Here is a 23,906-nt window from a genome sequence, read left to right as displayed (position 1 = left end):
GACTGCCGCACCTCACCGAACACGACCGCGGTCTTGTCCGGAGTACGCGCCGCCGAACGCGCCAACAAATCCGCAAGCCCGTGACGGCGGGCGCGTACGGCAGGGGTGATGGCCTTCTCCGAGGTCACAATGCACTCCGTTCGTCCAGGTCGGGGTGACATTGTGGGCCGCCGTACACTGCTGCGGAAGACGTACGCGCCACGTCGCGCCGGATTGTGTCTGCCGAGAACCGTCTCGCCTGTCGGAAAACCCCCGGGATCAGCCGCACCGGCTCGGTAGGCTGGGTCCATGACCAGCAGCGCATCCTCAGCCGTCCTCGACACCGCCCGCCGTGCCCGGGAGGCCGCCGCCCTGCTCGCGCCACTGGAGCGCAAGGTCAAGGATGCCGCGCTGCTGGCGATCGCCGACGCCCTGGTGGCCCGTTCCGCCGAGATCGTCAAGGCCAACGCCGAGGACGTCGCCCGGGCCCGGGAGAACGGCACCCCCGAGTCCACCGTCGACAGGCTGACGCTGACCGACGAGCGCGTCGCCGCGATCGCCGCCGACGTACGCGACGTCGTGGGCCTGCCCGACCCCGTCGGCGAGGTGGTCCGCGGCTCGACGCTGCCCAACGGCCTGGAGCTGCGCCAGGTGCGCGTGCCCCTCGGCGTGGTCGGCATCATCTACGAGGCCCGGCCGAACGTCACGGTCGACGCCGCCGCGCTGTGCCTGAAGTCGGGCAACGCGGTGCTGCTGCGCGGCTCGTCCTCGGCGTACGCGTCCAACACCGCGCTCGTCGGCGTGCTGCGCGACGCGGTCGCGTCGGCCGGCGTCCCCGCCGACGCCGTGCAGCTCGTGCCCGGCGAGTCCCGCGACAGCGTCACCGAGCTGATGCGCGCCCGCGGGCTCGTGGACGTCCTCATCCCGCGCGGCGGGGCGTCGCTGATCCGCACGGTCGTGGAGGGTTCGTCGGTGCCGGTCATCGAGACCGGGGTGGGCAACTGCCATGTCTACGTCGACGTCGACGCCGATCTGCAGATGGCCGTCGACATCTTGGTCAACTCCAAGGCGCAGCGCGTGTCGGTCTGCAACTCCGCCGAGACGCTGCTCGTGCACGCCGACATCGCGGACCGTTTCGTGCCCCTCGCGCTGGCCGCGCTCAAGGGCTCCGGGGTGACCGTGCACGGCGACGAGGCGGTGCAGAAGTTCTCGGCCGACGTGGTCCCCGCGACGGACGAGGACTGGGACGTCGAGTACCTGTCGTACGACATCGCCGCGGCCGTGGTCGACTCGCTGGACGACGCGGTCGCACACATCCGCCGCCACTCGTCGGGCCACACCGAGGCGATCGTGACGCGTTCGCAGGCCGAGGCGCGCCGCTTCGTGCGGCTGGTCGACTCGACCGCGGTCATGGTCAACGCCTCGACGCGCTTCACGGACGGCGGCCAGTTCGGATTCGGCGCCGAGATCGGCATCTCCACCCAGAAGCTGCACGCGCGCGGGCCCATGGGCCTGCCGGAGCTGACCTCGACGAAGTACGTCGTGACCGGCGACGGCCACGTGCGGTAGCGCGTACCGGCCGGGTCGCCGCCTGCCGAACCTCGTCGCCTGTCGCCTGTTGCCCGTGGTCGGCCCTCGGCCGGGTGATGCGGGCATGCTTTCCGACGCCCTCCCGCCTGGGGTTCTCGCCCCGGTCGGGGGGCGTTGTTGCACGTACTCGCGTATTTCGTTCCCTCCAGGGGCGTCGCGGTAATAGTGTGATTGAGTGCCCGATTCGCGAGGGCCGGAACCACCGGACGGCCTGCCGGAGTTCGGGGAGGACCCCGAGCACGCGGGGGACGAACTGTCCTCCGTGGTCTTCGACGAGCAGTTCGTCAGGGCCGCGCAGATCCACGAGCCGTCCGCGCTGGAACGCCTGCTGGCCGCCACGCCGCCGGCCGCCGAGGCCCCCGAGCCCGCGGACGGCAGCGTCCCGACCGACTTCGCGAACGGCCCGGACGACCCGTTCCCGCTCGTCGAGCCGCGTACCAGCCCCGGCTTCCGGCCGGACACCGGCATCCCGGTCGGGTACGGACCGTACGAAGAGCCGACCACCGGCCGGACGTCGTGGTGGCGCCAGTCGGTGGCCTGGGTGCTCGCGCTGCTGATGGGCATCGGTGTGGTGGCGATCGCGATCACCGCGGTCGCGCCGGGGCGCTCCGGCCAGACCCCGCCGGCCCCGCAGCCCACGGTGGGAAGCGCCGTGCCGCGCCCGGAGGTACGTACGCCCGCCGCGACCGGCTCGGGTATGACGCCGGCTGCCGCGGCGGGGCGTTCCTGCGGCGCGCCGGTGCGCGACGGCTGCTGACCCGGCGGGTTCGCCGGCGAATCGGTCCATACCTCGCGTAACTCCCGGAGCCCTTCCGATATTTGCCGACTGAGCCCCATACCCGGGTGCCGATGTCGCCGCCATCCGCTAGGTTTTCGCGCGTGTCTGAGCGCGAGCGTGACGGGGGCGGGTCCGCGCGACCCGGGGGATCCGACGGTATGTCGGAGGTGACGGAGGGTCAGCAGCCGCAAGGCGCCGACCCGTTCGAGGGCCTGGTCCTCGACGAGGAATTCGTGAGGGGGGCGGCGCAGAGCGAGCCTTCGGCACGCGCCAGGATGCTCGCCGAGCGCTGGCGGCACAATCCGCCGCAGAACACCGGGTTCCGTGAGGCCGCCAACAAGGAGATGCCGGGGCGCGTGCGTGCCCGGCGGGGCGGTGACGGGCCGCGGCGCACCTCCGGTCCGCGCGACCGCACCAACCTCAAGGTCGCGGTGTGGTTCGTGATAGTCGCGACGGTCCTGCTGGTGGCTTCGAGCCGCGGTCTCGTCTGAGCCCGTCTGTGGCGGGAACCCGACGAGTTGTCTGAGGCCCCGTCAGGAGTGTTGTCCGCGCTGCGTTTCCGCAGTTCCGGGGGCGGCTCCGGGGACCTACCATGGAGTCATGTCCGGTCGGGGCGAACCCCCTGAAGGCAGCCGCGGGGGTGGGCCCGACGGCGACGACGAATTCCAGGCCGTCTTCGACGAGTCGTTCGTCAGCGCCGCCGTGCTCCACGAGCCATCGGCGCAGGAGCGGATGCGTACCGGGAAGGGTCCCCGGCAGCTGCGCCGGGTCTTCGGCATGCCCGCGGCCGCGTTCCAGATCGGCATCCTGATGCTCTCCGTCGTCCTGCTCCTCGCGGGCGCCCTCTACCTGGGCGCCCGGCGCGGCGGTGGCACCGCGGCACCGCGTGCGGCCTCCGGCCCCGCGGTCCTGGTCCGCGTGTCGCTGGTGCCCGCGCAGGGCCTGGTGCTGGTCGCCACGGGCCCCGGCGGTGACCCGTTCGCGGGCAGCGCGGCGGCGGCGTGGAGCGACGGCCGCGCCGGAATCGTGCTGCCGCAGCACGGGGACACCGCGCACTTCAGCGCGGCCCAGGTACGCGAGGCGCTGGAGCAGATGCGGGACTTCGTGTACGGCACCCAACTGGACCCGGAGGTCTGGGGCGGCATGCGCCCGTGGTCCGCGGCACTCCGGTTGGAGACCGATCAGCACGCGCAGCTGACGGCGTCGTACGACCACCCCGTCGACGACGACGTGCACTCCGCGACCGGCTGGGCGACACGCTTCGACCCCGCGCAGATCGCGGTCGCCGACACGAAGGTACGCGTCTCCGCTGCCGCCACCGTCGCCGAAACCGACGACGAGGAACTGATCGTGACCGTCGACGGGGTCTTCGTGTACGCGGTCAAGGCCGCCGGCGGCGACACCTGGTCGCGCTTCGTCGTGCACCGGGCCTGGGAGTTCCAGGTCGACCGGCACGGGCTGCGCACCGGGACGATGCGGGTACGGCGCATCGTGACGATCGCGGCGCCGCAGGCGTGTACCGCCGACACGGCGGCGTTCTTCCGTCCGGTGACCGCGACGACCGCGGGGGCCGCCGCGCCAGGGGCCGTGCAGACCGCGACAGAGGCCACGACCGCTGCTGCCACCGGTGCCGGAGCGACCGTCGAGCCCTACGACCCGCTGGTGCTCGGTACCGCGACCGCGACGACGTGCGGAGTGCTCGCAGTCGCGGTGTGACGTACCGTCAACTCCCGCTGCCGGGCGGCGGGTCGCCCGCGCCGGCGGGCCCCTCGTCGGTCCCGTTCCCGTTCGCGGTTCCGCTGCCGGTACCGGGCCGGGGCGCGTCGTCGGGCGCGGTCTTCGGCGGCGGGGGAGCGGTCGCGGTGCCCGTACCGCCACCGGGACGGCCGGTGAACTTGTCGCGCAGGCGCCCGCCCGCGTCGGCCGCGCCGCCCACGACGTCGCGCAGCAGCCCGAAGAGCGGGTCGGCGCTCTGGCGCACCGACTCCCGGTACGCGTCGGCCGAGGCCTTGGCCTCGTCGCGCACCGACGCGTTCGGGTCCTCGTCGCGGCGCGGGTACTCGCCCGCCAGGATCGCCTGGTACTCCGGTCCGTCCGCCCAGCGCTTGAGTTCGGCGACGCGTACGACCGGGAAGGGGTGCGAGCGCCCGAAGACGTTCATCAGCTTCAGCACGCTGTCGCGTATGTCGCCCGCGGCGTCGTACTCGGCCGCCTGGACCAGGAACTCGTCGGTGCTCATCTCGTGCAGGTGCGAGCCGCCCGCGATCTTCATCAGCGCGCGCATCGACACGTCCGGGTCCTGGCCGACCAGCAGGCCCGCCCGGTCACAGCTCAGTTCGGACTTGCGGAACCACTCGCGCAGGGCCGCGATCACCGCCTGGATGGCCAGCGTGCCGAGCGGGATCCCGGACAGGCTGAGCGACAGGTTCGTCAGCAGCAGGAGCATCGTGCGGTACACCGCGTGCCCGGACAGGATGTGGCCCATCTCGTGCCCGATGACCGTGCGCATCTCGTCGTCGTCCAGCAGTTCGACGAGCCCGGTCGTCACGACGATGAACGGCTTGTCCATGCCGATCGCCATCGCGTTCGGCTGCGGGTCCAGGGTCACGTAGACCTCGGGCACCTGGGGCATGTCCAGGATGTACGCGGCTTCGCGCGCCATGTCGTGCAGCCGCCGGAACTGCTGGTCGCTGGTGCGCACACTGCCCGCGAGGAACGCCAGGCGCACCGACCGCTCGGAGAGCATGCCGTGCAATTGCTTGAGGATCGCGTCGAAGCCCTGCAACTTGCGCAACGCCACGAGCGCGCTGCGATCCGCGGGGTGTTCGTACGCCCGCGACGAGATCCCGGGGAAGCGGATGCGCTGCCGCGCCGGCAGGTTCGCGCCCGCGCCCTCGGCCCCAGGCTGCTTGGTCGTGTCGGGCATGGCTCGATCCCCCTCGTGGCAGAGTGCACGGTCGGTGGCGGACGACGAAGCGGCCGACCCCCGTGTCGTCCATCCCTCAGGGTAGGCGCTCGTGGCGCACCCGACTGGGGGACAACCCTCATCAGGGCGATCCTGCGCGCGCGTGTCGAGGGGACCTTCCGTACGATGTCGTGCGCGGCCGTGTGTCCTTCGGGTGCCCGGCCATCGTCCGACGACCAGACACTTAAGGGTTGACCACGATGACCGAGCAGGCCATGACCGTTCTCACCCGTCTCGCGAGCGAGGGCGGCGAGCATGGTGGCAACCACGAGAGCCTCAGCCCGATCGGCGCCGGCATCGGCGCGTTCATCGCGCTGATCGTCCTGCTGCTCATCACGATGTCCTTCAACAAGGACCGCTGACCAGTCGGCGTGACCCTTCGTGCGACCCCTTGGCGCGACCCCTTGGGGTGACCTGTCGGAGTGACTCGTCGGCGTACGCGTCCACGTGATCGGTCGGTGTGACCGGGGCTGCCGTGACCGGCCGCCCCGGCTTTGTGCTGCCCGGGCCGGCACCGCCGGGTACGGGGTTCCCGCGTCTTCCCGCCCGCCGCGCGTTAATCTTCCAGGCGGGCGCGTGGGCGGAGCGGGAGCACAGTGCACCAGGGGAGGGCGGAATGCGTACGTTCGCCATGGGCGAGAAGGCCAGACTTGCGGATCTGACCGCGGCGACCGCGCTGCGCGTCGAGGTCGCGGGCGCGGCGACGGGCACCGACATCGCGGCGTTCTGCTTCGCGCTCGACGCGGAAGGGCACATCGACTCCGATCGGCCGCCGGTGAGTTCGGCGCGCCCGGCATCGCTGGTGAGCGCGGTCGCGCTGGTGTCGGGCGGGGCGTCGGAGGCGGCGTTCGACCTGGACCTCGACGCGGTCGCACCGGAAGTCCACCGGCTGCTCTTCGTCCTGGCGTCGGTGGGGCCGGACATCGCGCTGGACGCCGGGAGCGTGGTGCTCACGGTCGACGACGAGCCGGTCGCGGCGTTCATCATGGAGCCGTCCGAGATGAAGGGGCAGCGCGCCCTGATCCTCGGCGAGGTCTATCGGCGCGAGGGCTGGCGCTTCGGTGCGGTCGGACAGGGATACCGCGACGGGCTGGAGCAGTTGGTACGCGACTACGGGGCGGACCCCGGGGTCGTGCTGCTGTCGGCGGCCGCCGCGGCGGAAGCGGACGCGGAAGCGGACGCGGAAGCGGCGGCCGAGGTCGAGGCGGCGGCGGTCGAGGTTGCGGCGGTGGCCACGGACGAAGCGGTCGACGCGGCCGAAGCAGCCGCCGAAGTGCCGGGAGCTGTCACGGAATTGCCGACGGAGTCGGCTGCCGAGGTCGCGGAAGCGCCGGAGGCCGTTCCAGAGGCCGACCCCGAGCCGGAATCCGAGTTGGAACCCGAATCGGCATCCGAGTCGGAGGCTGCCGCCGAGGTCTCGGTGAACGTCGATGCCGAGCCCGAGCCCGAAGTGGCGTTCGCCGCCGTACCCGAGCCGGATCCGGCGCCGGAGCCCGCGCCGCAACCCGAGACCGAGACCGAGACCGAGCCTGCCTCGGAACCCGAGCCGGAACCTCAGCCGGATCCGCATCCTGAGGCGCAATCCGAAGCCCAACCCGATGCCGATGCCGACGCCGACGCCGACGCCGCGGCCGCCGAGGCCGAAACGGAGGCCGAGCCCGCGCCGGTCCCCGGCATCCACACCTTCGAGGGCACCGGCGACCGAATACTGCGCATCTCGCGCCCGCTCGCCTCGGGCCCGGTGATTGCCGAGATCACGTGCACCGGTACCGGCAACTTCGCCGTCTGGACGCTCGATTCGAGCCTGGAGCACGACAAGCTGCTGGTCAACGAGATCGGGGCGTACCAGGGCCGCGTCCTGCTCGACGAGCGCGGCACGGTCACCGAGCGCCTGAAGATCGAGAGCAACGGCCCCTGGACCGTTGCCGTGCAGCCGCCCACGGCCGCCCCCTGGCTCACCGGTGCGGTGAGCGGTGACGGCGCCGAGGTGCTGCGCTGGACCGGCCCGCGCACCGTCGTCGCGATGACGCACAACGGCGCGAGCAACTTCATGGTTCGCGTGTACGCGGAATCGCCCGACCGGGCCGCGGATCCGTACCTCGCCTCGCTCGCCAACGCGATCGGTGCCTACGAGGGTGAGTCGATCATCCCCGCGGGGCCCTGCCTGATCGAGATCGAGGCCGACGGCGATTGGACGGTCACTCCCGAGCGGGGCTGACGAATCGCGTGGATCAGGAGCGCTGACCGGCAGCGCCGGACGGTGGGGCGTACCCGGGGAACTCCCGGATACGCCCCACCGTTCCGCTTCATCGCCGTACCGCTCCGCGCTCGTTTTCGGCCGCTCTCACCGCCCGGTGGCCTGCCACGCGGATATGCAGAGTCCGCTCAGGCCGGTGAGGGCGGCGACGGACGGCAGGGGCCAGCGGGCGCGCTCCAACACGCAGATGCGCGCGTCGTGTTCGTCCAGCACCTTGTCCGCCTGGTCCGCGCGTTGCAGCAGCAGCGCCAAGTCGCCTCGCGTCGTGGCGAAGCCGACGTCGACGCTGCGCCGCAGTTCGGCCAACTCCAGTGCCACTGAAGCCGGGTCGTGGGTCTCGGTACTTCGTGTCATCATGCGGCCTCCCCGGGTACCGGATTCGCCTCGTCGGGCCCCTCTTCGACGGCACTGTGCTCCGGTGCCGTGTCGGGAATCGTGTCGCGGATCAGACCGAAGATCAGACCGAGGATCGGGTCGAGGACGGTCTCCGGGGTTCCGGTCAGCGAGTCGCGGCCCGTGCACGCCGGCGGGACGGCTCTGGGGCCGGGGCCGGGGCCGGGGCCGTCGGCGGACTCCGCGTACCGGACGTCGCGTTGCATGGGAATGATCATGGTGGCGGTCTCCTGTCGGTTGGATGGGCCGCTCCGGCCGGGCCGGTCGGACGGCTTGGTGCGCTCGAAGTCGCCTGGTGGAAGCGGTCGTTCAGCCACTTGGCACCGGTACGGGAACGACTGTCGTGGCCGGCGCCTCGGCGGCCGCGCCGAGTGTCAGCCGGACGGTTTCCGGGGTTCCGGGGGCGGGTGTCTCGACTGCAATACCGACGACCCGCAGGCGCCGCTCCGGGCCGCATTCGTTCGGGCGCCTGTCGAGCCGTAGCCGGACATGACGGCCCATCAGCGACGGGGCGGTGCGTGGGTCCAGGCGTACCGTCGCGTCGAGCGCGGCGGGTGCGTGCCAGGCGGCGCGCAGGGCGTCCTTCGCCTCGGCGTCGAGGGCCTCGCGTCGCCCGCACTCCGGGGCGTCCGAGGCGCCGTCCAGGCGCGGCCAGGTGAGGTCGGCGTCCGCCGGGTGCAGGACGTCGGTGATCTCCCAGACGTGCGACACGAGGCGCCCCGCACCGCCGGTCCGGGAACCGCGGCTTCGCCACATCGTGGCCTTGCGCGTGCCGTCGTGTGTGTACGCGTACCCGAGCACCGCCCCCGGCCCGTCCAGCGCGAGGTCGGGCAACTCGGGGGCCAGCACCGGGTAGCCGAGGTCGAGCCGCTTACTGCGGTATCCGGTGACCGGCTCGCGGGTGCTAGCGATATGCCACTCGAACCCGTCGCGGCGGTCGGCCAGTTGCCGCAGCGCCTCGCCGATGCGCATCAGGTCGAAGTCGGCGTGTCGGGCGCGCCGTTGCACGCCCGACATGACGGTGTCGGAGGTGGTGATGCCGATGTGGCCGTTCGGCTGGGCCTGGGCCTGTTCGACCAACTCCCGGGCCAGCACCAGTTGGTCGACGGCCGTGTCGCTCTCCTTGCCGGCGTACAGGATCCGGTGGTCGAGGTAGCTGTCCCAGGTGGCGGCGACGACCTCCAGGGCGTCGCCCGCGAGTCCGCTGTGCCGGGTCGTACGCCAGACCACTCCGCCCCACCAGATGTCACCGCCGCGCTGTACCCACACGGCGGTGCGCGCGGGGACGACGGCCTCGGCGCGACCCGCCGCGTCGGTGTCGGGCAGCGCGAAACGTCCGGTCAGGGTGCCCCCGCCGCCGATGCGGTCGTCGAACCGCACGTGGTCGAGGGGGAAGGAATCGATGATGTCGTCCGTCCGCAGGTCGCAGAACAGGGCTCGGAAGGGCGTGGTCATGGGTCTGTCGCCTTCTGGTGGGGAGGGCTGTGCGGAACGCGGAACGGCCCGCCGACACGGGGTCGACGGGCCGTTCACCAGCGGGCCGTTCTCGGGCGGGCCCTTCGAGGTCGGGCCGTTCGGGAGCGCCTTTCGGGAGGGGCCGCTCGGGGAGTCGGCGCGGGCCGCAACTCCCTTGCGGGACAAGCAAAACGGCGAAGCGATGCCCCCTCGGTGGGCACAGCTTCGCCGCTGCCTCAAGTGTGATCGATCGCCGCTGGATTCGCAAGTTTGTTCGACTAAGACACTCGAACGGAGTCCCTCGTCCGGCGGTGCACGGCGCGCTCCGCACGGAACACGTCCTCCAGCCGGTAGAGGTTCTCCCGGCCCCGCCTGCCCGCCGGGGCCAGGTGCCCCAACTGCACCCATTTCCTGATCGTCGCCGGTACCACTTGAACCTCCGGGGCGGCCTCACCGGCCGTGAGGAGGACCGGCGTCGCCGCACCGGCACGCGGACGGCCCGCCGCGCTCGCCCCGTCCCACCCGATCACGCCGCCACCTCCGCGAGGTCGTCCACGGTGCACCCGACCAGGACGGCCAACTCGGCCCACTCCGCCCGCTCCCAGCGGTGCCGCGCCCCCGGGACGTGGTGGCACGCGCATCCCTCGTCCTCGCACCGGCACCCGGGATTGACGCACAGCACGATGTGCCGCGAGGTGAACGCCCGCAACGACACGGAGTCACACAGCGGGCAGCGCGGACGGATGCGGCGGATCGGCTCGGTGTCGCCCAGGACACGTGCACACCGGCGGGCCATGCGCCGCAGTTCGGCCAGCACGTGCTCGGCCAGGTCGGCGTCCCGGCCGATCGGATCGAGCAGCCGCAGTACGCGGACAAGACGCGTGGGTACGTCCGCCGGCCGTGGCGAGGGGAGGCCGAGACGGTCGTGCACGGCCTCCTCCAGTTCGCCGAGGCTCGCGGTGATGTCCATGTCGGTGTCGAGAGCCGACAGGCGCAGCGGGGCGCCGCCCGGACCGCCGGGGACGAGCCCGCGCTGCGTGTTCCACAGGGCCGCGGCGCGGTCCTCGGCCGCCTCGGTGTCGAGGCGCGCGGCGGCCTCGGGTGGGACGGGCGCGACTGCCTGGGCCGAGGCGGCCGAGACCGGGGCCGCGTACGCCGGTCTGCCGAGTCCGCCGCCCGCCGCCATCTCCTCCCTCAGCTCCGGGAATTGGCGCAGCAGCGAGTCGATGGCTCGGCGGGCGCGCTCGGCGAAGCCGTCGCGGCGTGGCGGGCGGCGTCGCGGGTTGCGCGGATTTCGCGGTTCGTCGGTACGGGTCACGGGGCCTCCTGACGCGGGTGCGGGCGGGGGAGGGGAAGTGCGGCCGACGCGTGCCCGATGCCGGCCGATGCCTGCGCGATGCCTGCTCGGCGCGTGCTCGTCATGTGCTCACCGCACGCGGGCGCGGCGCCCCACGGCCATCTGGAGACGGGTCCATGCCTCGCTCCCGACGACGAGGGTCGTGGTTCCGTCCGCGTGGGCCGTGGCGGCCCGGAGCGATACGAGGAGGCCGTGGAGTGCGGCCCGCAACTCGGCGTCGGAGCGCGCGGTGCGGCTCAACCGGGCCAGTTCGACGTCCAGTTCCCTGAGCGCGTCGAGGGCGCGGTTCCGCGGGGCGGTGCGACCCGTTCTGTCGGACTCCCTGACGGGCTCTGTGCCGGGCTGGGGATTGCTCATGTCGGACACTCTTCGATCTCGCTCGCAGCATCGAACACTCGTTCGATCGCGGCACCACGTTAGCGGTCTGCGTACAACCTGTCCACGCAATGCGTACCGTGTGGCGTACACCGTCGTAGCGGACGGGTACGCTGCGTGTCGGCAGGTGGCGCACAACGGGGCGCGGCATCCGGGGAACGGGAGCGATGGACCGGCTCAAGCAGCTCGTCGAGGGCTGGATCGACGCGGAACCGGGGCGCAACGCCCGGCGCCTCGCCGACGCCGCGGGCGTCAGCCGCACCACGGTCTACTCACTGCTGAGTCGGACCCAGCAGTCCCGGCGCATGGTCGAACGCGCCACGCTGGAAGCCCTCGCGGCCGGCATGGGCATGCATCCGAACCTCCTCATCGAGGCCGCGCGCGACGACGCCGGCTACTGGACCGAGGACGTGCGCGCCGCGACCAGCCCGCGCGTCCGCGCGCTCCAAGCCGCACTCGACGACCTGACCGAGGCCGAGGCGGAAGAGGTCGCCGAGGTCGCGGAAGTGGTGCTGCGCCGGGTGCTGGCACGCCGCGCCGCCGCGGGGCAGTTGCCGCTCGGCGGCGTACCGGACCAGCGCTCGGGATCGGGCGTCTGACCCGCCTCCGCGCGCTGCCGAACGGGGTGCGCCGCGCCGGAAGCGGGCCCGACGACGCGGCTCCGTGTTCAACCGGAACCCGGCCCTATAGATTGGCCGCCCATGGACGATGGCACGGCACAGCGCAACAGACGCGTGGGCGTCATGGGCGGCACCTTCGACCCCATCCACCACGGCCACCTCGTGGCCGCGAGCGAGGTCGCGGGCCTGTTCGAACTCGACGAGGTCGTCTTCGTGCCCACCGGCGAGCCGTGGCAGAAGAGCGGGCGCGAGGTCTCCCCCGCCGAGGACCGGTACCTCATGACCGTCATCGCCACCGCGTCCAACCCGCGCTTCTCGGTCAGCCGCGTCGACATCGACAGGCCGGGCCAGACGTACACCGTGGACACCCTCAAGGATCTGCGCAGTGCGTCGGGCGAGGGCACGGAGCTGTTCTTCATCACCGGTGCCGACGCCCTCGCGCAGATCTTCTCCTGGCGCAACGCCGGGGAACTGTTCGAGCTCGCGCACTTCATCGGTTGCACCCGGCCCGGCCACACGTTGTCCGACCCCGGATTCCCGGACGGCGGCATCAGCCTGGTCGAGGTGCCCGCACTGGCCATCTCGTCGACCGACATCCGGCGCCGTCAGCAGGACGGCGAACCGGTGTGGTACCTGGTGCCGGACGGGGTCGTGCAATACATCAGCAAGCGAGGGCTGTACCGAGGGGCGACGTGACCGGATCGGGCGAACGGCGTGACGGACGGCCGTACGAGGGCCATCGGGACGGCGACCCCGGGTACGACCCGGAGGCCTACCCCGCGGGCCCGTACGGCGGGTACGACCCGGGGCAGGACCCGGGCTACGGCCAGGGGTACGCACCCCATCCGGCCTACGGCTACGACCCTCGGCAGCAAGGCGGTCCGCAGGGCCACCAGCAACAGGGGCAGCACCAGGGGCAGCAGCAAGGCGGCCAATACGGCGGGCAGTTCGGGCAGGACCAGGGCGCCGCGCCGGGCTACCCGGGCCCGTACGAGTCGAGCGCGTACGAGACCCCCGCGTACGACGCGCAGTCCTACGAGAGTCCCGCCTACGAGACCCCGAACTACGGTTCGCCGCAGTACGGCGCTCCCGGCACCGACTCCGGCGGATACGCATCCGGCGGCTACGAGGCCGTGGGCTACGAGCAGTCCGCCTACGGCTACGACCCGGGCGCCCAGCCCGGGAGCGGGTACGGCGGCTCCGGCTCGTACGGCGCCGTCCCGCCGCCCGCTCAAGCTCCCTCCGCCGAGTACGACTCCGGCGCATATGCCGCCTACGACGGCCAGACCTACCCGCAGTCCGCCCCCGAGCGCGCCACCGGCGCCGGCGCGGCAGGCGGCGCGGCCGCCGAGCCCCGGGTGCGGCGTACCGGATCCACGAACCCGACCGGGGCGACCAGCACGACCGGTTCGTTCCGCGTGCAGGTCCCCACACCCGCGCAGCCCGGCGAGATGCCCGCCCGGCCGAGCCGTCCCGCCGGACGCCCTGCCCCGCAGGCCCCCGAGAGCCCGCCGATCCCCGGGCAGCAGGGTTCGGGCCAGCAGAGTCCGGGGCAACCGGGCCCGCGGCCGTCGGGCTCCCGGCGGCCCGGGCCGCCCCGCCCCGGCACCCAGGGCGGCCCGACCTCCGGCCGACCCGGGCCCAACCGTGAGCGCGTCGGCTACGCGGCCGACGAGTTCGACTTCGTCGACGACGACGCCGAAGAGTCCGAAGACGTCATCGACTGGCTGAAGTTCGCCGAGACCCGGTCGGAGCGCCGCGACGAGCGGCGCCGCCAACTGCGGAACCGCGCCGTCGCGGTGGTGGCCGCGCTCGTGGTGGTGGCGGCCGGCGTGGGCGGCTACTTCGCGTACGACAAGTGGTGGGCCGGCGACTCCAAGCAGGCCGCGCAGGCGACCGGCGGAGCGGTGCTCATACAGCTGCGCGGGACCGACGGAACGACCACCGCCAGCGCGGTACTTGCCGACGACCCGGTGCGCGGCAGCGCGTCGATGATGACCGTCGCGTCGGTGACCATCGTCAACACCGCGGGCGCCGGGCCCATGCCGATCGCCGACGTCATGGTCAACGACGGCGCGGGGGCCTCGCGTGACGCGCTCGCGCAGCTCATGGGCGTGAAGCTGAACGGTTCGTGGGTGGTCAGCGAGCCGGTTCTGCAGGGGCTGGTCGACATGGTCGGCGGCATCGAACTCACCGCCGACGCCGAGGTCAAGAGCCCCGACGGTGCGGTGCTGCTGCCGGCCGGGCCGTCCGCGAATGTCCGCGGCAACGCGGCGCGCGCGTACGCCGCCCTGCGCATCACCGGCGAGCCGCCGACGCGCGGGGCCGAACGGTTCGGCCGCGTCCTCCAAGGCGTGCTCAAGGTGCTGCCCAACGACCCGGCCTACGTCGCCGACGTGCTGCGCAACCTCGCCAACATCGCCGACCCGTCGCTGCCCGACGACCGCCTCGCCGCGGTGCTGACGTCGATGGCCAAGGCGGTGCAGGCGCAGAAGTTCAAGTCCGCCGACCTGCCGGTGCGTCCCGACGGCATCCTCGACGTCGCCGCGGCCGGGCCGGTCGTCAAGGACCTGCTGGGCGGCAGCGTGCAGGTGGCCAAGGCCGACGGGCCCGCGCGCGTCATGATCACCGACGCCAGCGGCAAGTCCGGCGCGCAGGAGGCCGCCCGGATCAAGGTCGTGAACGCGGGCTACTCCTACGTGCCCGGCGGGGCCGTCGAGCCCAAGGCCCGGCCGGCGTCGACCGTCCAGTACTCCGACGACGCGCGCCGCGAGGCGGCGGTGCAGACGGCGCTCACGATCGGCCTGACGGAGGCGGTCGTGCAGAAGATCGACGGCGAGATGCTGGCCGACGTCGTGGTCACCCTCGGCCAGGACTTCAAGCCGTAGGTCGGACAAGGGGTGGCCGCGCGGTTACTCGGCGGCGGCCACCCCGCACGGTGTGAGAACCTGGAAGGCGTCCCTCGTCGCCTGAAGAAAAGCAGATCGTGACCGCCACAACCCACGCCATCGAGCTCGTCAACGCCGCCGCCGAGGCGTGCGCGGAAAAGCTCGCGACGGAGACCGTCGCGTACGACGTCAGCGAGGTCGTCGGCATCACCGACGCCTATGTCCTCGCTTCCGCACCCAACGACCGCCAGGTGAAGGCGATCGTCGACGAGGTCGAAGAGCGGCTGCGGGCGCTCGGCGCCAAGCCGGTCCGCCGTGAGGGGGACCGCGAGGCCCGCTGGGTCCTGCTCGACTTCATCGACATCGTCGTCCACGTGCAGCACGCCGAGGAGCGGGCCTACTACCGCCTCGAAGGGCTCTGGAAGGACTGCCCCAAGATCGAGCTGCCGGAGTCGGTGCAGCGTGTCAACGCCGAGCGCGCCGAGGCCGGTGCCGCGATCGAGGACGCGAGCTGAGCGGGCAGGGCGGCCGCCGCGTCCTGCTGTGGCGGCACGGGCAGACGACGTGGAACGTCGAGCGGCGCTTCCAGGGGCAGACGGACATCCCGCTCACCGAGGCCGGGCTCGCGCAGGCGACCCGGTCCGCGCGGCTGCTCGCGGCGCTGCGGCCGGACGCGATCCTGTCGTCCGACCTGACGCGCACCGCGAACACGGCGGCCGAACTCGCGCAGCTCACGGGGCTCTCGGTGACCCTCGACGAAGGGCTGCGGGAGACCTACGCGGGGCACTGGCAGGGGCTGACCAACCGCGAGATCGAGGAGCGCTTCCCGGAGCAGTTCGCGGCCTGGCGGCGGGGTGAGCCGGTGCGCCGCGGCGACGGCGAACTGGAGACCGAGGTCGCCGACCGGGCGGTGCCCGCGATCGAACGCGCGGTCGAGAAGCTGCCCGAGGGCGGCACCCTCGTCGTGGTGTCGCACGGCGGCACCATCCGGTGCGCGATCGGCCGCATGATCGGCCTGCCCGAGGACACCTGGGGCTCGCTCGGCGCGCTGTCGAACTGCTGCTGGTCCGTCCTGGGACCGGGGGCGCGCGGCTGGCGGCTGCTGGAGCACAACGCGGGCACGCTGCCCGAGCCGGTGCTCGGCGACGAGGTCTGACCCGGACAGGTCCGGCGGTTCCGGCTCTTCCGGCGGTGCACATCTGACGCTTCAACAGGGGCGGTGCCGATCGGCGCCGCCCCTGCGTCGTCACTGCCGCTTCTGCGCGGCCTGCTCGTTCTGTGCGTTCCCCGCGGGCGGGCGTTCGGCCACGTGCACGTCGCCGTGCTCGAAGAGTTCGTCGAGGTCGGCCAACATGCCCTCGGCCAGGTCGCGTTCGGCCTGGTAGTAGCGCTCGCTCCACTTGAGTACGAGCGCCGGGAAAGGCCAGCGGTCCTGTGCGGTGTCCTCGGACGCCAGCACCTCGGCGAGCGTACGGTCCGCCCAATCCCGGTGCTCCACAAGCGTCTTGCGCAGCTCCTCCGGCTCGGACAGGTGCCCCATCCACACGCGCAGCGCGACGCCGTGCTTGAGCACCGGCGGGCCGGCCGGCGTGTCGCGCGCCCAGGTGGCCAGGGCCTGCTGCCCGGCCTCGGTGATGGAGTAGAGGCGCTTGTTGCGCAGCTCGTCCTGCGACGCGATGCGCGACACCGCGAACCCGAGCTGCTCCAGGCGCTTGAGCTCGGTGTAGATCTGGCTGAGCGCCGGGCTCCAGTAGAAGAAGCGGAGCGAGGAGTCCGCCCACTTCTTCAGGTCGTACCCGGAGCGCTCGCCGGGGAAGGACAGCAACCCCAACACCGCCCACGCGGTGTTCGGCAGCTTCGGCAATGGTGCCGACGACTCGCTCATCGGTGTCCCTCCCTCTGGTGCAACTGATTCTACGTCAGCTCAGCTCTTGACGTCGCAGTCAGTCATACATCTAATTGGAGTATTCCGCGCCAGACCCCAGGAGTACGGCATGCAGTTCTCGATGATCTTCGAGGCCCAGATGGCCAATCCGACCGCCGAGCACGAGCGGCAGGTCATCCTCGACTCGGTCGAGCAGGCCGTCTACGCCGAGGAGATGGGCTTCGACCGCATCTGGGCCGTCGAACACCACTCGACCAAGTGGTACTCGCACATGAGCGCCCCGGAGATCTTCCTGACCTGGGTCGCGGCGCGCACGTCGCGGATCCGCATCGCGCACGGCGCCGTCTGCATGCCCTTCAACTTCAACCACCCGGCGCGCGTCGCCGAGCGCATAGGCATGCTCGACACCCTGTCCGGCGGACGCCTCGACGTGGGCGCGGCCCGCGGCGGCACGCTGCAGGAGACCAGCCTCGTCGGCGCCGACATCGAGCGCACCAAAGCCGAGGTCGAGGAGGCGCTGCGCATCATCGGCGCCGCGTGGCAGCAGGACGAGCTCGAGTACGACGGCGAGCTCATGAAGATCTCGCCCCACCCGATCCTGCCGCGCCCCGTGCAGACCCCGCACCCGCCGCTGTTCCTCGCGTGCAGCAAGCAGCCGAGCCTCGTCGAGGCCGCCAACATGGGCGTCGGCGCGCTCGTGCTCGGCTTCGCGGGTCCGGAGGAGGTCGCGAACCTCAACAAGATCTACCGCGACGCGATCGACGCCCGCGACGGCAGCCAGTTCGTCTCCACCGTGCAGAACAACCACCTCGTGGCGCTGTGCCCGACGATCGTGGCCGAGGACGGCCAGAAGGCCCGCCAGATCGGCGCCCGCGGCCAGCGCTTCTTCGCGCAGTCCATCGCGCACTGGTTCTCCGGCGGCAAGTCGGGCATCCCGGACGAGGCCGTCGTCGACGGCGTCGACCACGTCAAGGAGATCCAGGACGCCGCCGAGCAGCAGGTCGCCATGCTGCACGAGGCGAAGATCCCGGTCACCGTGAACGCGACCGCGACGTACAACATCAACCACGCGTACGGCACCGCCGAGGACGCGATCGGCTACGTGCAGAAGCTGATCGACGCCGGCGCCGACGAGATCATGTGCCTCATCCAGATGGGCACCGTGCCGCAGGAGGCGTGCATGGAGACCATCCGGATCTGGGGCGAAGAGGTGATCCCGCACTTCCGCAAGAAGTACGGCGAGAGCTTCGGCGCCTGACGCCGCATCAGACCGGGTCGCCCGTTCCGGTGCGGAGGACTGGAACGGGCGACCCGACCCATGTGTAATCCGTACGGGATCCCGCACGGCCGTCCTGCCCGCGCCGACCACGCGTCGGTGCCGCGCGTCCGGCCGACGGCGGGGACGACGCGCAGCGCCGAGGCGAGGGGTACGACGACATGGCGAGCCTGACCGGAAAGGTCGCGATCATCACGGGGGCCGCGCGCGGCATGGGCGAGGCGGAGGCCCGCCTGTTCGCCGAGCGCGGCGCGAAGGTCGTCATGACCGACATCCTGGAGGACGAGGGCCGTGCGGCCGCCGAGAAGATCGGCGACGCGGCGGTGTTCGTACGGCACGACGTGTCCTCCGCCGAGGACTGGGCCCGCGTGGTCGGCATCGCGACCGAGACCTTCGGCGGCGTCGACGTCCTGGTGAACAACGCGGGCCTGCTGCGGCACGCGCTCGTGATGGAGGAGACGGCGGAGAACCTCGACCGCATCCTCAAGGTCAACCTGTTCGGCGCGTTCCACGGCATCCAGGCGGTCGTCCCGTCGCTGATCGCGCGCGGCGGCGGCTCGATCGTCAACATCTCGTCGCTCGCGGGGCTGCAGGGCATCCCCAGGCACGGGGCGTACGGCGCTTCCAAGTGGGCGGTGCGCGGCCTGACCAAGACCGCCGCGCTGGAACTCGGCGAGGACGGCATCCGGGTCAACTCGGTGCACCCCGGCGGCGTCGACACCGCGATGCTCGGGCGCGAGGTCACCCGGGGCCGCGGCGGGTTCCCGGCCGTGCCGCTGCGCCGGGTGGGGGAGCCGGAGGACATCGGCGAGCTGGTGGTGTTCCTGGCCTCGGACGCGTCGTCGTGGATGACCGGGACCGAGTTCGTCATCGACGGCGGCTCGACGGCGGGCATCGTGCCGCCGATGCGCGGCTGACCGCTGCCGACCGGACCAGAGTGCCCCTTTCTGCTATATAACTTTTAGTTGTACTCTGCATGTATAGCCCGCGCCGGCCGCGCGGGCGACGTACGACGAAGGAAGCGATCACCATGGCGGAACTCCAGGGCCCGAACCTGGCGGGCAAGGTCGTCATCATCACCGGCGCGGCCGGCGGACTCGGCGCGGCCGCCGCCCGCCAGGTCGTCGCGGGCGGCGGCAAGGTCGTCATCACCGACCTGCAGGAGGAACTCGGCGCCAAGACGGCCGCGGACCTGGGGGAGAACGCCCGCTTCCACGCGCACAACGTCACCGACCCGGATCAGTGGCAGACCGTCGTCGACTTCACCCTGGCCGAGTTCGGCAGGATCGACGGCCTGGTCAACAACGCCGGCGTCACCGCAGGCGGCCCGTTCACGCAGGAGACGCTGGAGAACTTCGAGCGCGTCATCAAGGTCAACCTGACCGGCGTGTGGATCGGCATGCAGGCCGTGATCCCCGCGATGAAGCAGGCCGGGGGCGGCTCGATCGTCAACATCTCCTCCGCCGCGGGCCTCATGGGCCTGCCTTACACCGGCTCCTACTCGGCGGCCAAATGGGCCGTGCGCGGCATCGGCAAGACCGCCGCCATCGAACTGGCCGGCGACAAGATCCGCGTCAACTCCGTGCACCCCGGCATGATCTACACGCCGATGACCGCCGTCGTGGGCGTCAAGCCGGGCGAGGGCGGCTACCCCAAGGCCCCGATGGGCCGCGCGGGCGACGCGGACGAGGTCGGCTCGGCCGTCGCGTACCTGCTGTCCGACGCCGCCTCGTACGTCACCGGCGCCGAACTCGCCGTCGACGGCGGCTGGACCGCCGGACCCACCGTCGGCAACGTCGTGGAAGGCTGAGGCGAAACAGATGCCGGCACAGGCCCCCGAGCCCGCGGTCCGCGGCCTCATAGACGCGATGACCTCGGTTTTCCCGCAGGTCGGCACCGAGATCGACGACGCCGTGCAGGCGCGCACGATCCTGGCCGCGGCACCCAAGTCGCCCGCGCCCGAGATACCCGTGGCCGAGGTACGCGACCTCGCGGTCCCCGGTCCCGGCGGCGACATCCCGGTCCGCGTGTACCGCCCGGACGGCAGCGCGCCCGCCGACGTCCTCCCCGTCGTCGTCTTCTGCCACGGCGGCGGCTGGGTGCTGTGCAGCGTCGACACCTACGACTCGTCGGTCCGCGCCCTCGCGAACGCCACCGGCGCGGTGTTCGTCTCCGTCGACTACCGGCTCGCACCCGAGACACGGTTCCCGGGGGCGGCCGAGGACGCGTACGCCGCCTACGTCTGGGCGCGCGCGAACGCCGCCGAGATCGGCGGCGACCCGGCGCGCGTCGCGGTGGCGGGCGACTCCGCGGGCGGCAACCTCGCGGCGGCCGTCGCACTCATGGCACGCGACCGCGGAGTCGCGCAGCCGACGTTCCAACTGCTGCTCTACCCGGTGCTCGACCACCGGCGGGCCACGGAGTCGTACCGCGAGAACGCCGAGGGCTACTTCCTGACCGCCGCGCAACTGGCGTGGTTCTGGACGCAGTACATCGGCCCGGACGGCGACCCGGCGCACCCGTACGCCTCACCCGGCACGGCCGACGATCTCAGCGGCCTGGCACCGGCGTTCGTGGTCGCACCCGCCCTCGACCCGCTGCGGGACGAGGGCGTCGCGTACGCCCGGCGCCTCGCCGAGGCCGGCGTGGTCGCGTCGTACGGCGTCTACGAGGGCATGTTCCACGGCGCCATCGGCATGGGCGCGCTGGTGCCGACCGCCGCGACCGCGTTCGCCGAGGCGACCGAGGCGTTGCGCAAGGCGCTGGCATAGCGAAAGACCGTATCGCCGAACGGGGGTGGCGCCGACAGGTGCCGCCCCCGTTCGGCGCTCGACCACCGAAATCCGCCGTTCCCCAAGAGAAGGTGAGCACCATGGCACCCCAACTCGCCGACCAGCTCGACGGCAAGGTCGCAATCATCACCGGCGCCGCGCGTGGCCAAGGCGAGGCCGAGGCACGCCTGTTCGTCGCCCGGGGCGCGCGCGTGGTGCTCACCGACCTCCTGGAGGAGGAGGGCGAGAAGGTCGCCGCCGAACTCGGCGACGCCGCCCTCTTCGTCCGGCACGACGTCTCGTCGCAGGAGGACTGGGCGAAGGTCGTCGCCACCGCGCTGGAGAACTTCGGCCGGGTCGACGTCCTCGTCAACAACGCGGCCATCTACTGGACCAAGCCGTTCGAGCACGAGACCATCGACGGACTCGACCGCATCTTCAAGGTCAACTTCCAGGGCGTGTTCCTCGGCATGCAGGCCGTCCTGCCGACGATGAAGGCGCAGCGCGCCGGCTCCATCGTCAACATCTCGTCGCAGTCCGGCCTCGAAGGCCTGCCGTCGCACGCCGCCTACGGTGCCACCAAGTGGGCGGTACGCGGGCTGTCGAAGACGGTGTCGCTGGAGGTCGCCGAACACGGCGTACGCATCAACTCGGTCTACCCCGGCGTCATCGACACCCCGATGATCGCCAAGGTCGGCGTCGAGCGCGGCCCGGGCAAGTTCCCGGCCGTACCGCTGCGCCGCGTCGCCGTCCCGGAAGAGGTCGCCGAGACCGTCGCCTTCCTCGCCTCCGACGCTTCGTCCTACATGACCGGCGCCGAGCTCGTCGTCGACGGCGGCATGACAGCAGGCGCCGTACCCCCGCCTGGACGCTACTGACCTGCGCTTTTGCCGCCAGGCATATCGGTTAGGAACTTGGCACGGCGAGCATGTAAAGTAATCCCTGGCCAGCCGGGCGACCGGCTGCCGGGTGAGGGGCTATAGCTCAGCTGGTAGAGCACCTGCATGGCATGCAGGGGGTCAGGAGTTCAAGTCTCCTTAGCTCCACTCACAACACAACTGAACCGGACACCCGCTCAGGCGTCCGCAAGGGGCTATAGCTCAGCTGGTAGAGCACCTGCATGGCATGCAGGGGGTCAGGAGTTCAAGTCTCCTTAGCTCCACAAAGTCTTTGGACGCCCCCTGCCCGCAGAAAGCGCGGGCGGGGGCGACTTTGTTTTTTGGCGGCTTCGCCGCTGGGCGGGGGCTTCGCCACCCGCACCCCCTCCTCTGCGGGGTGTTCCGGCTCGGGTGGTGAATGCGGTCGGGTGGGGCTGTTTCCGCTTCGGGGCGGTCTGCTCGGTGATGGTGTTCCGCCCCTTACAGACCTTCCCGCTAATGCGCGGTCGGGGTGACTTTGTTTTTGGCGGCTTCGCCACCCGCGCCCCCCTCCTCTGCGGGGTGTTCCGGCTCGGGTGGTGGGTGCGGTCGGGGGAGGCTTCTGCTTCGGGGTGGTCTGCTCGGTGATGGTGTTCCGCCCCCCTTTGATGACCGTCCTGCCCGGAGCCGCTCCCCGCGTGACGGGAAACCCACCGTCACTTCCGACCCGCCTTCTTCGAGTCGGTCCCACCCCATGCCCGGCCCCCGACCGTCCTCTCCGGGGCGGTTCCGCCCGGACCGGTGCCCCGCACCACGCGGCCGGAGGCCGCCGGGTGGCAGCACTCCGACCGCGCTCAAACACAAGCGCCCATCTCCGGCCAAGGGCCGACCACCTACACCGTCTCCACCGTTCAGCCCTGCTTGGTTTCCGTATGGCGGGTCGGGGGCGCCTCTACGATGATCGCCGTGACCCGACGCCGTAGTTCCCTCGCCTCATTTGCTCTGGTGATTTGTGCCGCGATGACGCTGTCCGCGTGCAGTTCGGACGACAAGAAGCCGTCCGCCGCGTCCTCTTCGGGAGCCGGCATCGCGGACACGCCGATTCCGGCCGCGCCCGGCGGGGACGAGATCGCGGATCTGCAGTCCCGTTGGTGGGGCTGGGCGGCGTCGCAGCCGGCGGCGACGAACCCGGTGTCCGACACGACCGGTCAGCAGTGCGCGCAGGGACAACCCGACGATGTGTGGTTCGTGGCCGGTACGTTCGGCGCCGATGCGAAGCGCACCTGCACGGTTCCGGCCGGTCGCGCGCTGGCGGGCCCGCTGCTGAACCGCACCGCGGACACCGCCGAGCAGTGCGAGGCGTTCATCGCGGCGTCGGACGGCGAAGTGGTCCTGGACGGCAGCCCGGTAGACGTCAAGAAGGTCGGGCCCGAGGCGGTCAAGTTCACCGGTGTCGCGGGAAATCCTGTGACCAATAGCGCCGGCGAGGTGTCCAAGCAGGGCTGCGGTCTGTGGTTCACGTTGGCCCCGCTCGCACCTGGCGCCCACAAGCTCACCATCAGCGGCGTCAGCGACGACTTCAAGGTGTCGGTCGAGTACACCCTCAACGTCGCCGACTGAGGCCGCAGGTCGCGATCGCGCACGCGCCGAAGGCGCACCGGCGGGTCAGGCGAGGAAGCCGCGGAGCAACGCTGCTGTGCCGTCGAGGTGTTCGGCCATCGCCCGGCGGGCGGCTTCGGGGTCGGCGTCGATGACGGCCCGGACTATCGCGGCGTGTTGCACGGCGCTGTGCTCGATGTTGCGTTCGAGGACCGGGATGGCGTTCAGCAGGTCGTTGAGGCGCATGCGGACGTCCGCCGCGGCCGCGGTGAGGCTGGACGACCCGGTCAGTTCCGCGAGCGTCAGGTGGAACGCGGTGTCGAGGCGGCGGTAGTCCTCGGGGGTCGCGGTGTCGACGGCGTCGAGGCGGGCCAGGAGGAGGGCGCGCTGCGCCGGGTCGAGACCCCGTCCGGCGAGGGTCTGCACCGCGCCGACTTCGAGCACCTCGCGGAAGGTGAGGGCGTCGTCGAGCGCCGGTCCCATGTCCTCGACACGGCGGCGCGCCTCGCCCGGTTCGGGGGCCGGCGGCGGGCCGGTGACGAACGTCCCGCCGAAGCGGCCCCGGCGTACCTCGACGTGTCCGGCCTGCTGGAGCGCGCGGAGCGCCTCGCGCAGGGTGATCCGGCTGACGCCCAGACGGGCGGCGAGGTCGCGTTCGGCGGGGAACCTGGCGCCAGGGGGTACGACGCCGAGCTTGATCGCGGCCATGAGGCGTTCGACGGTCTCCTCGAACGCGTTGCCCGCGCGGACCGGGCGCAGCACCGCGTCGGCCGTCGGATCGCCCCACGCCCCGGACTCGGACGCGCGTTCATCGGCGTCGGTCGGCACCGCACCACCCCCTCGACGCGCGGATTCTTTCAT

25 protein-coding genes and 2 tRNA genes are annotated in these 23,906 nt (G+C 71.9%); 19 read left to right on the top strand and 8 right to left on the bottom strand.

The features are described 5' to 3' along the window. Positions 1-288: 288 nt before the first annotated feature. The 4 genes from ACWD12_RS17725 to ACWD12_RS17710 all read left to right on the top strand — a co-directional run bounded on the left by ACWD12_RS17725 (position 289) and on the right by ACWD12_RS17710 (position 4,063). Positions 289-1,548 carry a glutamate-5-semialdehyde dehydrogenase gene (locus ACWD12_RS17725; RefSeq protein ID WP_450100254.1) on the top strand — a complete coding sequence of 420 codons (1,260 nt, stop codon included), beginning with the start codon at positions 289-291 and terminating at the stop codon, positions 1,546-1,548. Positions 1,549-1,744: 196 nt separating this feature from the next. Then, on the top strand, positions 1,745-2,326 hold the full coding sequence (locus tag ACWD12_RS17720; RefSeq protein WP_358362878.1) for an SCO2584 family spore wall biosynthesis protein: 582 nt from the start codon (positions 1,745-1,747) through the stop codon (positions 2,324-2,326). 179 nt (positions 2,327-2,505) lie between these two features. Then, positions 2,506-2,838 carry an SCO2583/SCO2584 N-terminal domain-containing protein gene (locus ACWD12_RS17715; RefSeq protein WP_358362879.1) on the top strand — a complete coding sequence of 111 codons (333 nt, stop codon included), beginning with the start codon at positions 2,506-2,508 and terminating at the stop codon, positions 2,836-2,838. Between the two features lie 109 nt (positions 2,839-2,947). Continuing rightward, a complete protein-coding gene (locus ACWD12_RS17710) occupies positions 2,948-4,063 on the top strand; it encodes an SCO2583 family membrane protein (RefSeq protein WP_450100253.1) in 1,116 nt (371 codons plus the stop codon). A gap of 7 nt (positions 4,064-4,070) precedes the next feature. On the opposite strand, the gene ACWD12_RS17705 is transcribed toward ACWD12_RS17710, so the two are convergent. Then, positions 4,071-5,273, bottom strand: coding sequence for a M48 family metallopeptidase (locus ACWD12_RS17705; RefSeq protein WP_450100252.1), 1,203 nt, complete (start codon positions 5,271-5,273; stop codon positions 4,071-4,073). A gap of 230 nt (positions 5,274-5,503) precedes the next feature. Here ACWD12_RS17705 and ACWD12_RS17700 point away from each other — a divergent pair, with 230 nt between their 5' ends. Beyond that, positions 5,504-5,674 carry a hypothetical protein gene (locus ACWD12_RS17700; RefSeq protein WP_450100264.1) on the top strand — a complete coding sequence of 57 codons (171 nt, stop codon included), beginning with the start codon at positions 5,504-5,506 and terminating at the stop codon, positions 5,672-5,674. A gap of 254 nt (positions 5,675-5,928) precedes the next feature. Next, complete coding sequence (locus ACWD12_RS17695; RefSeq protein WP_450100251.1) at positions 5,929-7,530, top strand: TerD family protein; 1,602 nt, start codon at positions 5,929-5,931, stop codon at positions 7,528-7,530. Between the two features lie 126 nt (positions 7,531-7,656). Here ACWD12_RS17695 and ACWD12_RS17690 read toward each other — a convergent pair whose 3' ends face one another. The 5 genes from ACWD12_RS17690 to ACWD12_RS17670 form a co-directional block, all read right to left on the bottom strand. Further along, entirely contained in the window at positions 7,657-7,926 is a 270-nt protein-coding gene (locus tag ACWD12_RS17690) for a hypothetical protein (protein WP_450100250.1), read from the bottom strand. Next, positions 7,923-8,180, bottom strand: a complete 258-nt coding sequence (locus ACWD12_RS17685) for a hypothetical protein (protein ID WP_450100249.1) — start codon at positions 8,178-8,180, stop codon at positions 7,923-7,925. The genes ACWD12_RS17690 and ACWD12_RS17685 overlap by 4 nt, the downstream gene beginning before the upstream one ends. Before the next feature lie 91 nt (positions 8,181-8,271). Then, a complete protein-coding gene (locus ACWD12_RS17680) occupies positions 8,272-9,417 on the bottom strand; it encodes a hypothetical protein (protein ID WP_450100248.1) in 1,146 nt (381 codons plus the stop codon). Positions 9,418-9,943: 526 nt separating this feature from the next. Then, complete coding sequence (locus tag ACWD12_RS17675; RefSeq protein WP_450100247.1) at positions 9,944-10,735, bottom strand: hypothetical protein; 792 nt, start codon at positions 10,733-10,735, stop codon at positions 9,944-9,946. A gap of 108 nt (positions 10,736-10,843) precedes the next feature. Further along, the gene (locus ACWD12_RS17670; RefSeq protein WP_358362891.1) at positions 10,844-11,131 is read right to left on the bottom strand and encodes a hypothetical protein; all 288 of its coding nucleotides are present in this window, start codon (positions 11,129-11,131) and stop codon (positions 10,844-10,846) included. Between the two features lie 185 nt (positions 11,132-11,316). On the opposite strand from ACWD12_RS17670, the gene ACWD12_RS17665 reads away from it, so the two are divergent. From ACWD12_RS17665 to ACWD12_RS17645, 5 genes are all read left to right on the top strand, one after another. Next, on the top strand, positions 11,317-11,748 hold the full coding sequence (locus ACWD12_RS17665; protein WP_358362893.1) for a hypothetical protein: 432 nt from the start codon (positions 11,317-11,319) through the stop codon (positions 11,746-11,748). Positions 11,749-11,850: 102 nt separating this feature from the next. Then, the gene (nadD, locus tag ACWD12_RS17660; RefSeq protein WP_358362894.1) at positions 11,851-12,465 is read left to right on the top strand and encodes a nicotinate-nucleotide adenylyltransferase; all 615 of its coding nucleotides are present in this window, start codon (positions 11,851-11,853) and stop codon (positions 12,463-12,465) included. Continuing rightward, entirely contained in the window at positions 12,462-14,657 is a 2,196-nt protein-coding gene (locus ACWD12_RS17655) for a LytR C-terminal domain-containing protein (RefSeq protein ID WP_450100246.1), read from the top strand. Before nadD ends, ACWD12_RS17655 begins: the two co-directional genes overlap by 4 nt. A 98-nt stretch (positions 14,658-14,755) precedes the next feature. Then, complete coding sequence (gene rsfS, locus ACWD12_RS17650; RefSeq protein ID WP_358362897.1) at positions 14,756-15,172, top strand: ribosome silencing factor; 417 nt, start codon at positions 14,756-14,758, stop codon at positions 15,170-15,172. After that, positions 15,169-15,813: a histidine phosphatase family protein gene (locus tag ACWD12_RS17645; RefSeq protein WP_450100262.1), complete on the top strand. Its 645-nt coding sequence runs from the start codon at positions 15,169-15,171 to the stop codon at positions 15,811-15,813. The genes rsfS and ACWD12_RS17645 overlap by 4 nt, the downstream gene beginning before the upstream one ends. Before the next feature lie 90 nt (positions 15,814-15,903). Here the strand turns inward: ACWD12_RS17645 and ACWD12_RS17640 are convergent, their stop codons facing one another. Continuing rightward, the gene (locus ACWD12_RS17640) at positions 15,904-16,542 is read right to left on the bottom strand and encodes a PadR family transcriptional regulator (protein ID WP_358362898.1); all 639 of its coding nucleotides are present in this window, start codon (positions 16,540-16,542) and stop codon (positions 15,904-15,906) included. Between the two features lie 109 nt (positions 16,543-16,651). Between ACWD12_RS17640 and ACWD12_RS17635 the strand changes: the two genes are divergently transcribed. The 8 genes from ACWD12_RS17635 (at position 16,652) to ACWD12_RS17600 (ending at position 23,066) form a co-directional block, all read left to right on the top strand. Then, on the top strand, positions 16,652-17,800 hold the full coding sequence (locus tag ACWD12_RS17635; protein WP_358362900.1) for an LLM class flavin-dependent oxidoreductase: 1,149 nt from the start codon (positions 16,652-16,654) through the stop codon (positions 17,798-17,800). A gap of 179 nt (positions 17,801-17,979) precedes the next feature. Next, entirely contained in the window at positions 17,980-18,735 is a 756-nt protein-coding gene (locus ACWD12_RS17630; RefSeq protein WP_450100245.1) for a glucose 1-dehydrogenase, read from the top strand. A gap of 113 nt (positions 18,736-18,848) precedes the next feature. Then, on the top strand, positions 18,849-19,628 hold the full coding sequence (locus ACWD12_RS17625; RefSeq protein WP_358362903.1) for a glucose 1-dehydrogenase: 780 nt from the start codon (positions 18,849-18,851) through the stop codon (positions 19,626-19,628). Between the two features lie 10 nt (positions 19,629-19,638). Then, positions 19,639-20,589 (top strand): alpha/beta hydrolase, encoded by a 951-nt coding sequence (locus ACWD12_RS17620; RefSeq protein WP_450100244.1) that lies wholly within the window; start codon positions 19,639-19,641, stop codon positions 20,587-20,589. Positions 20,590-20,690: 101 nt separating this feature from the next. Further along, a complete protein-coding gene (locus ACWD12_RS17615; RefSeq protein ID WP_450100243.1) occupies positions 20,691-21,467 on the top strand; it encodes a glucose 1-dehydrogenase in 777 nt (258 codons plus the stop codon). Positions 21,468-21,562: 95 nt separating this feature from the next. Further along, positions 21,563-21,635: transfer RNA gene (locus ACWD12_RS17610), tRNA-Ala, on the top strand. 43 nt (positions 21,636-21,678) lie between these two features. Further along, positions 21,679-21,751, top strand: a tRNA-Ala gene (locus tag ACWD12_RS17605). Positions 21,752-22,412: 661 nt separating this feature from the next. Continuing rightward, the gene (locus ACWD12_RS17600; protein WP_450100242.1) at positions 22,413-23,066 is read left to right on the top strand and encodes a signal protein; all 654 of its coding nucleotides are present in this window, start codon (positions 22,413-22,415) and stop codon (positions 23,064-23,066) included. Between the two features lie 45 nt (positions 23,067-23,111). Here the strand turns inward: ACWD12_RS17600 and ACWD12_RS17595 are convergent, their stop codons facing one another. Beyond that, positions 23,112-23,906 (bottom strand): FadR/GntR family transcriptional regulator, encoded by a 795-nt coding sequence (locus tag ACWD12_RS17595; RefSeq protein WP_450100241.1) that lies wholly within the window; start codon positions 23,904-23,906, stop codon positions 23,112-23,114.

It is taken from the genome of Streptodolium elevatio (assembly GCF_053592165.1).
This window is presented reverse-complemented; position numbering and strand designations above follow the sequence as displayed.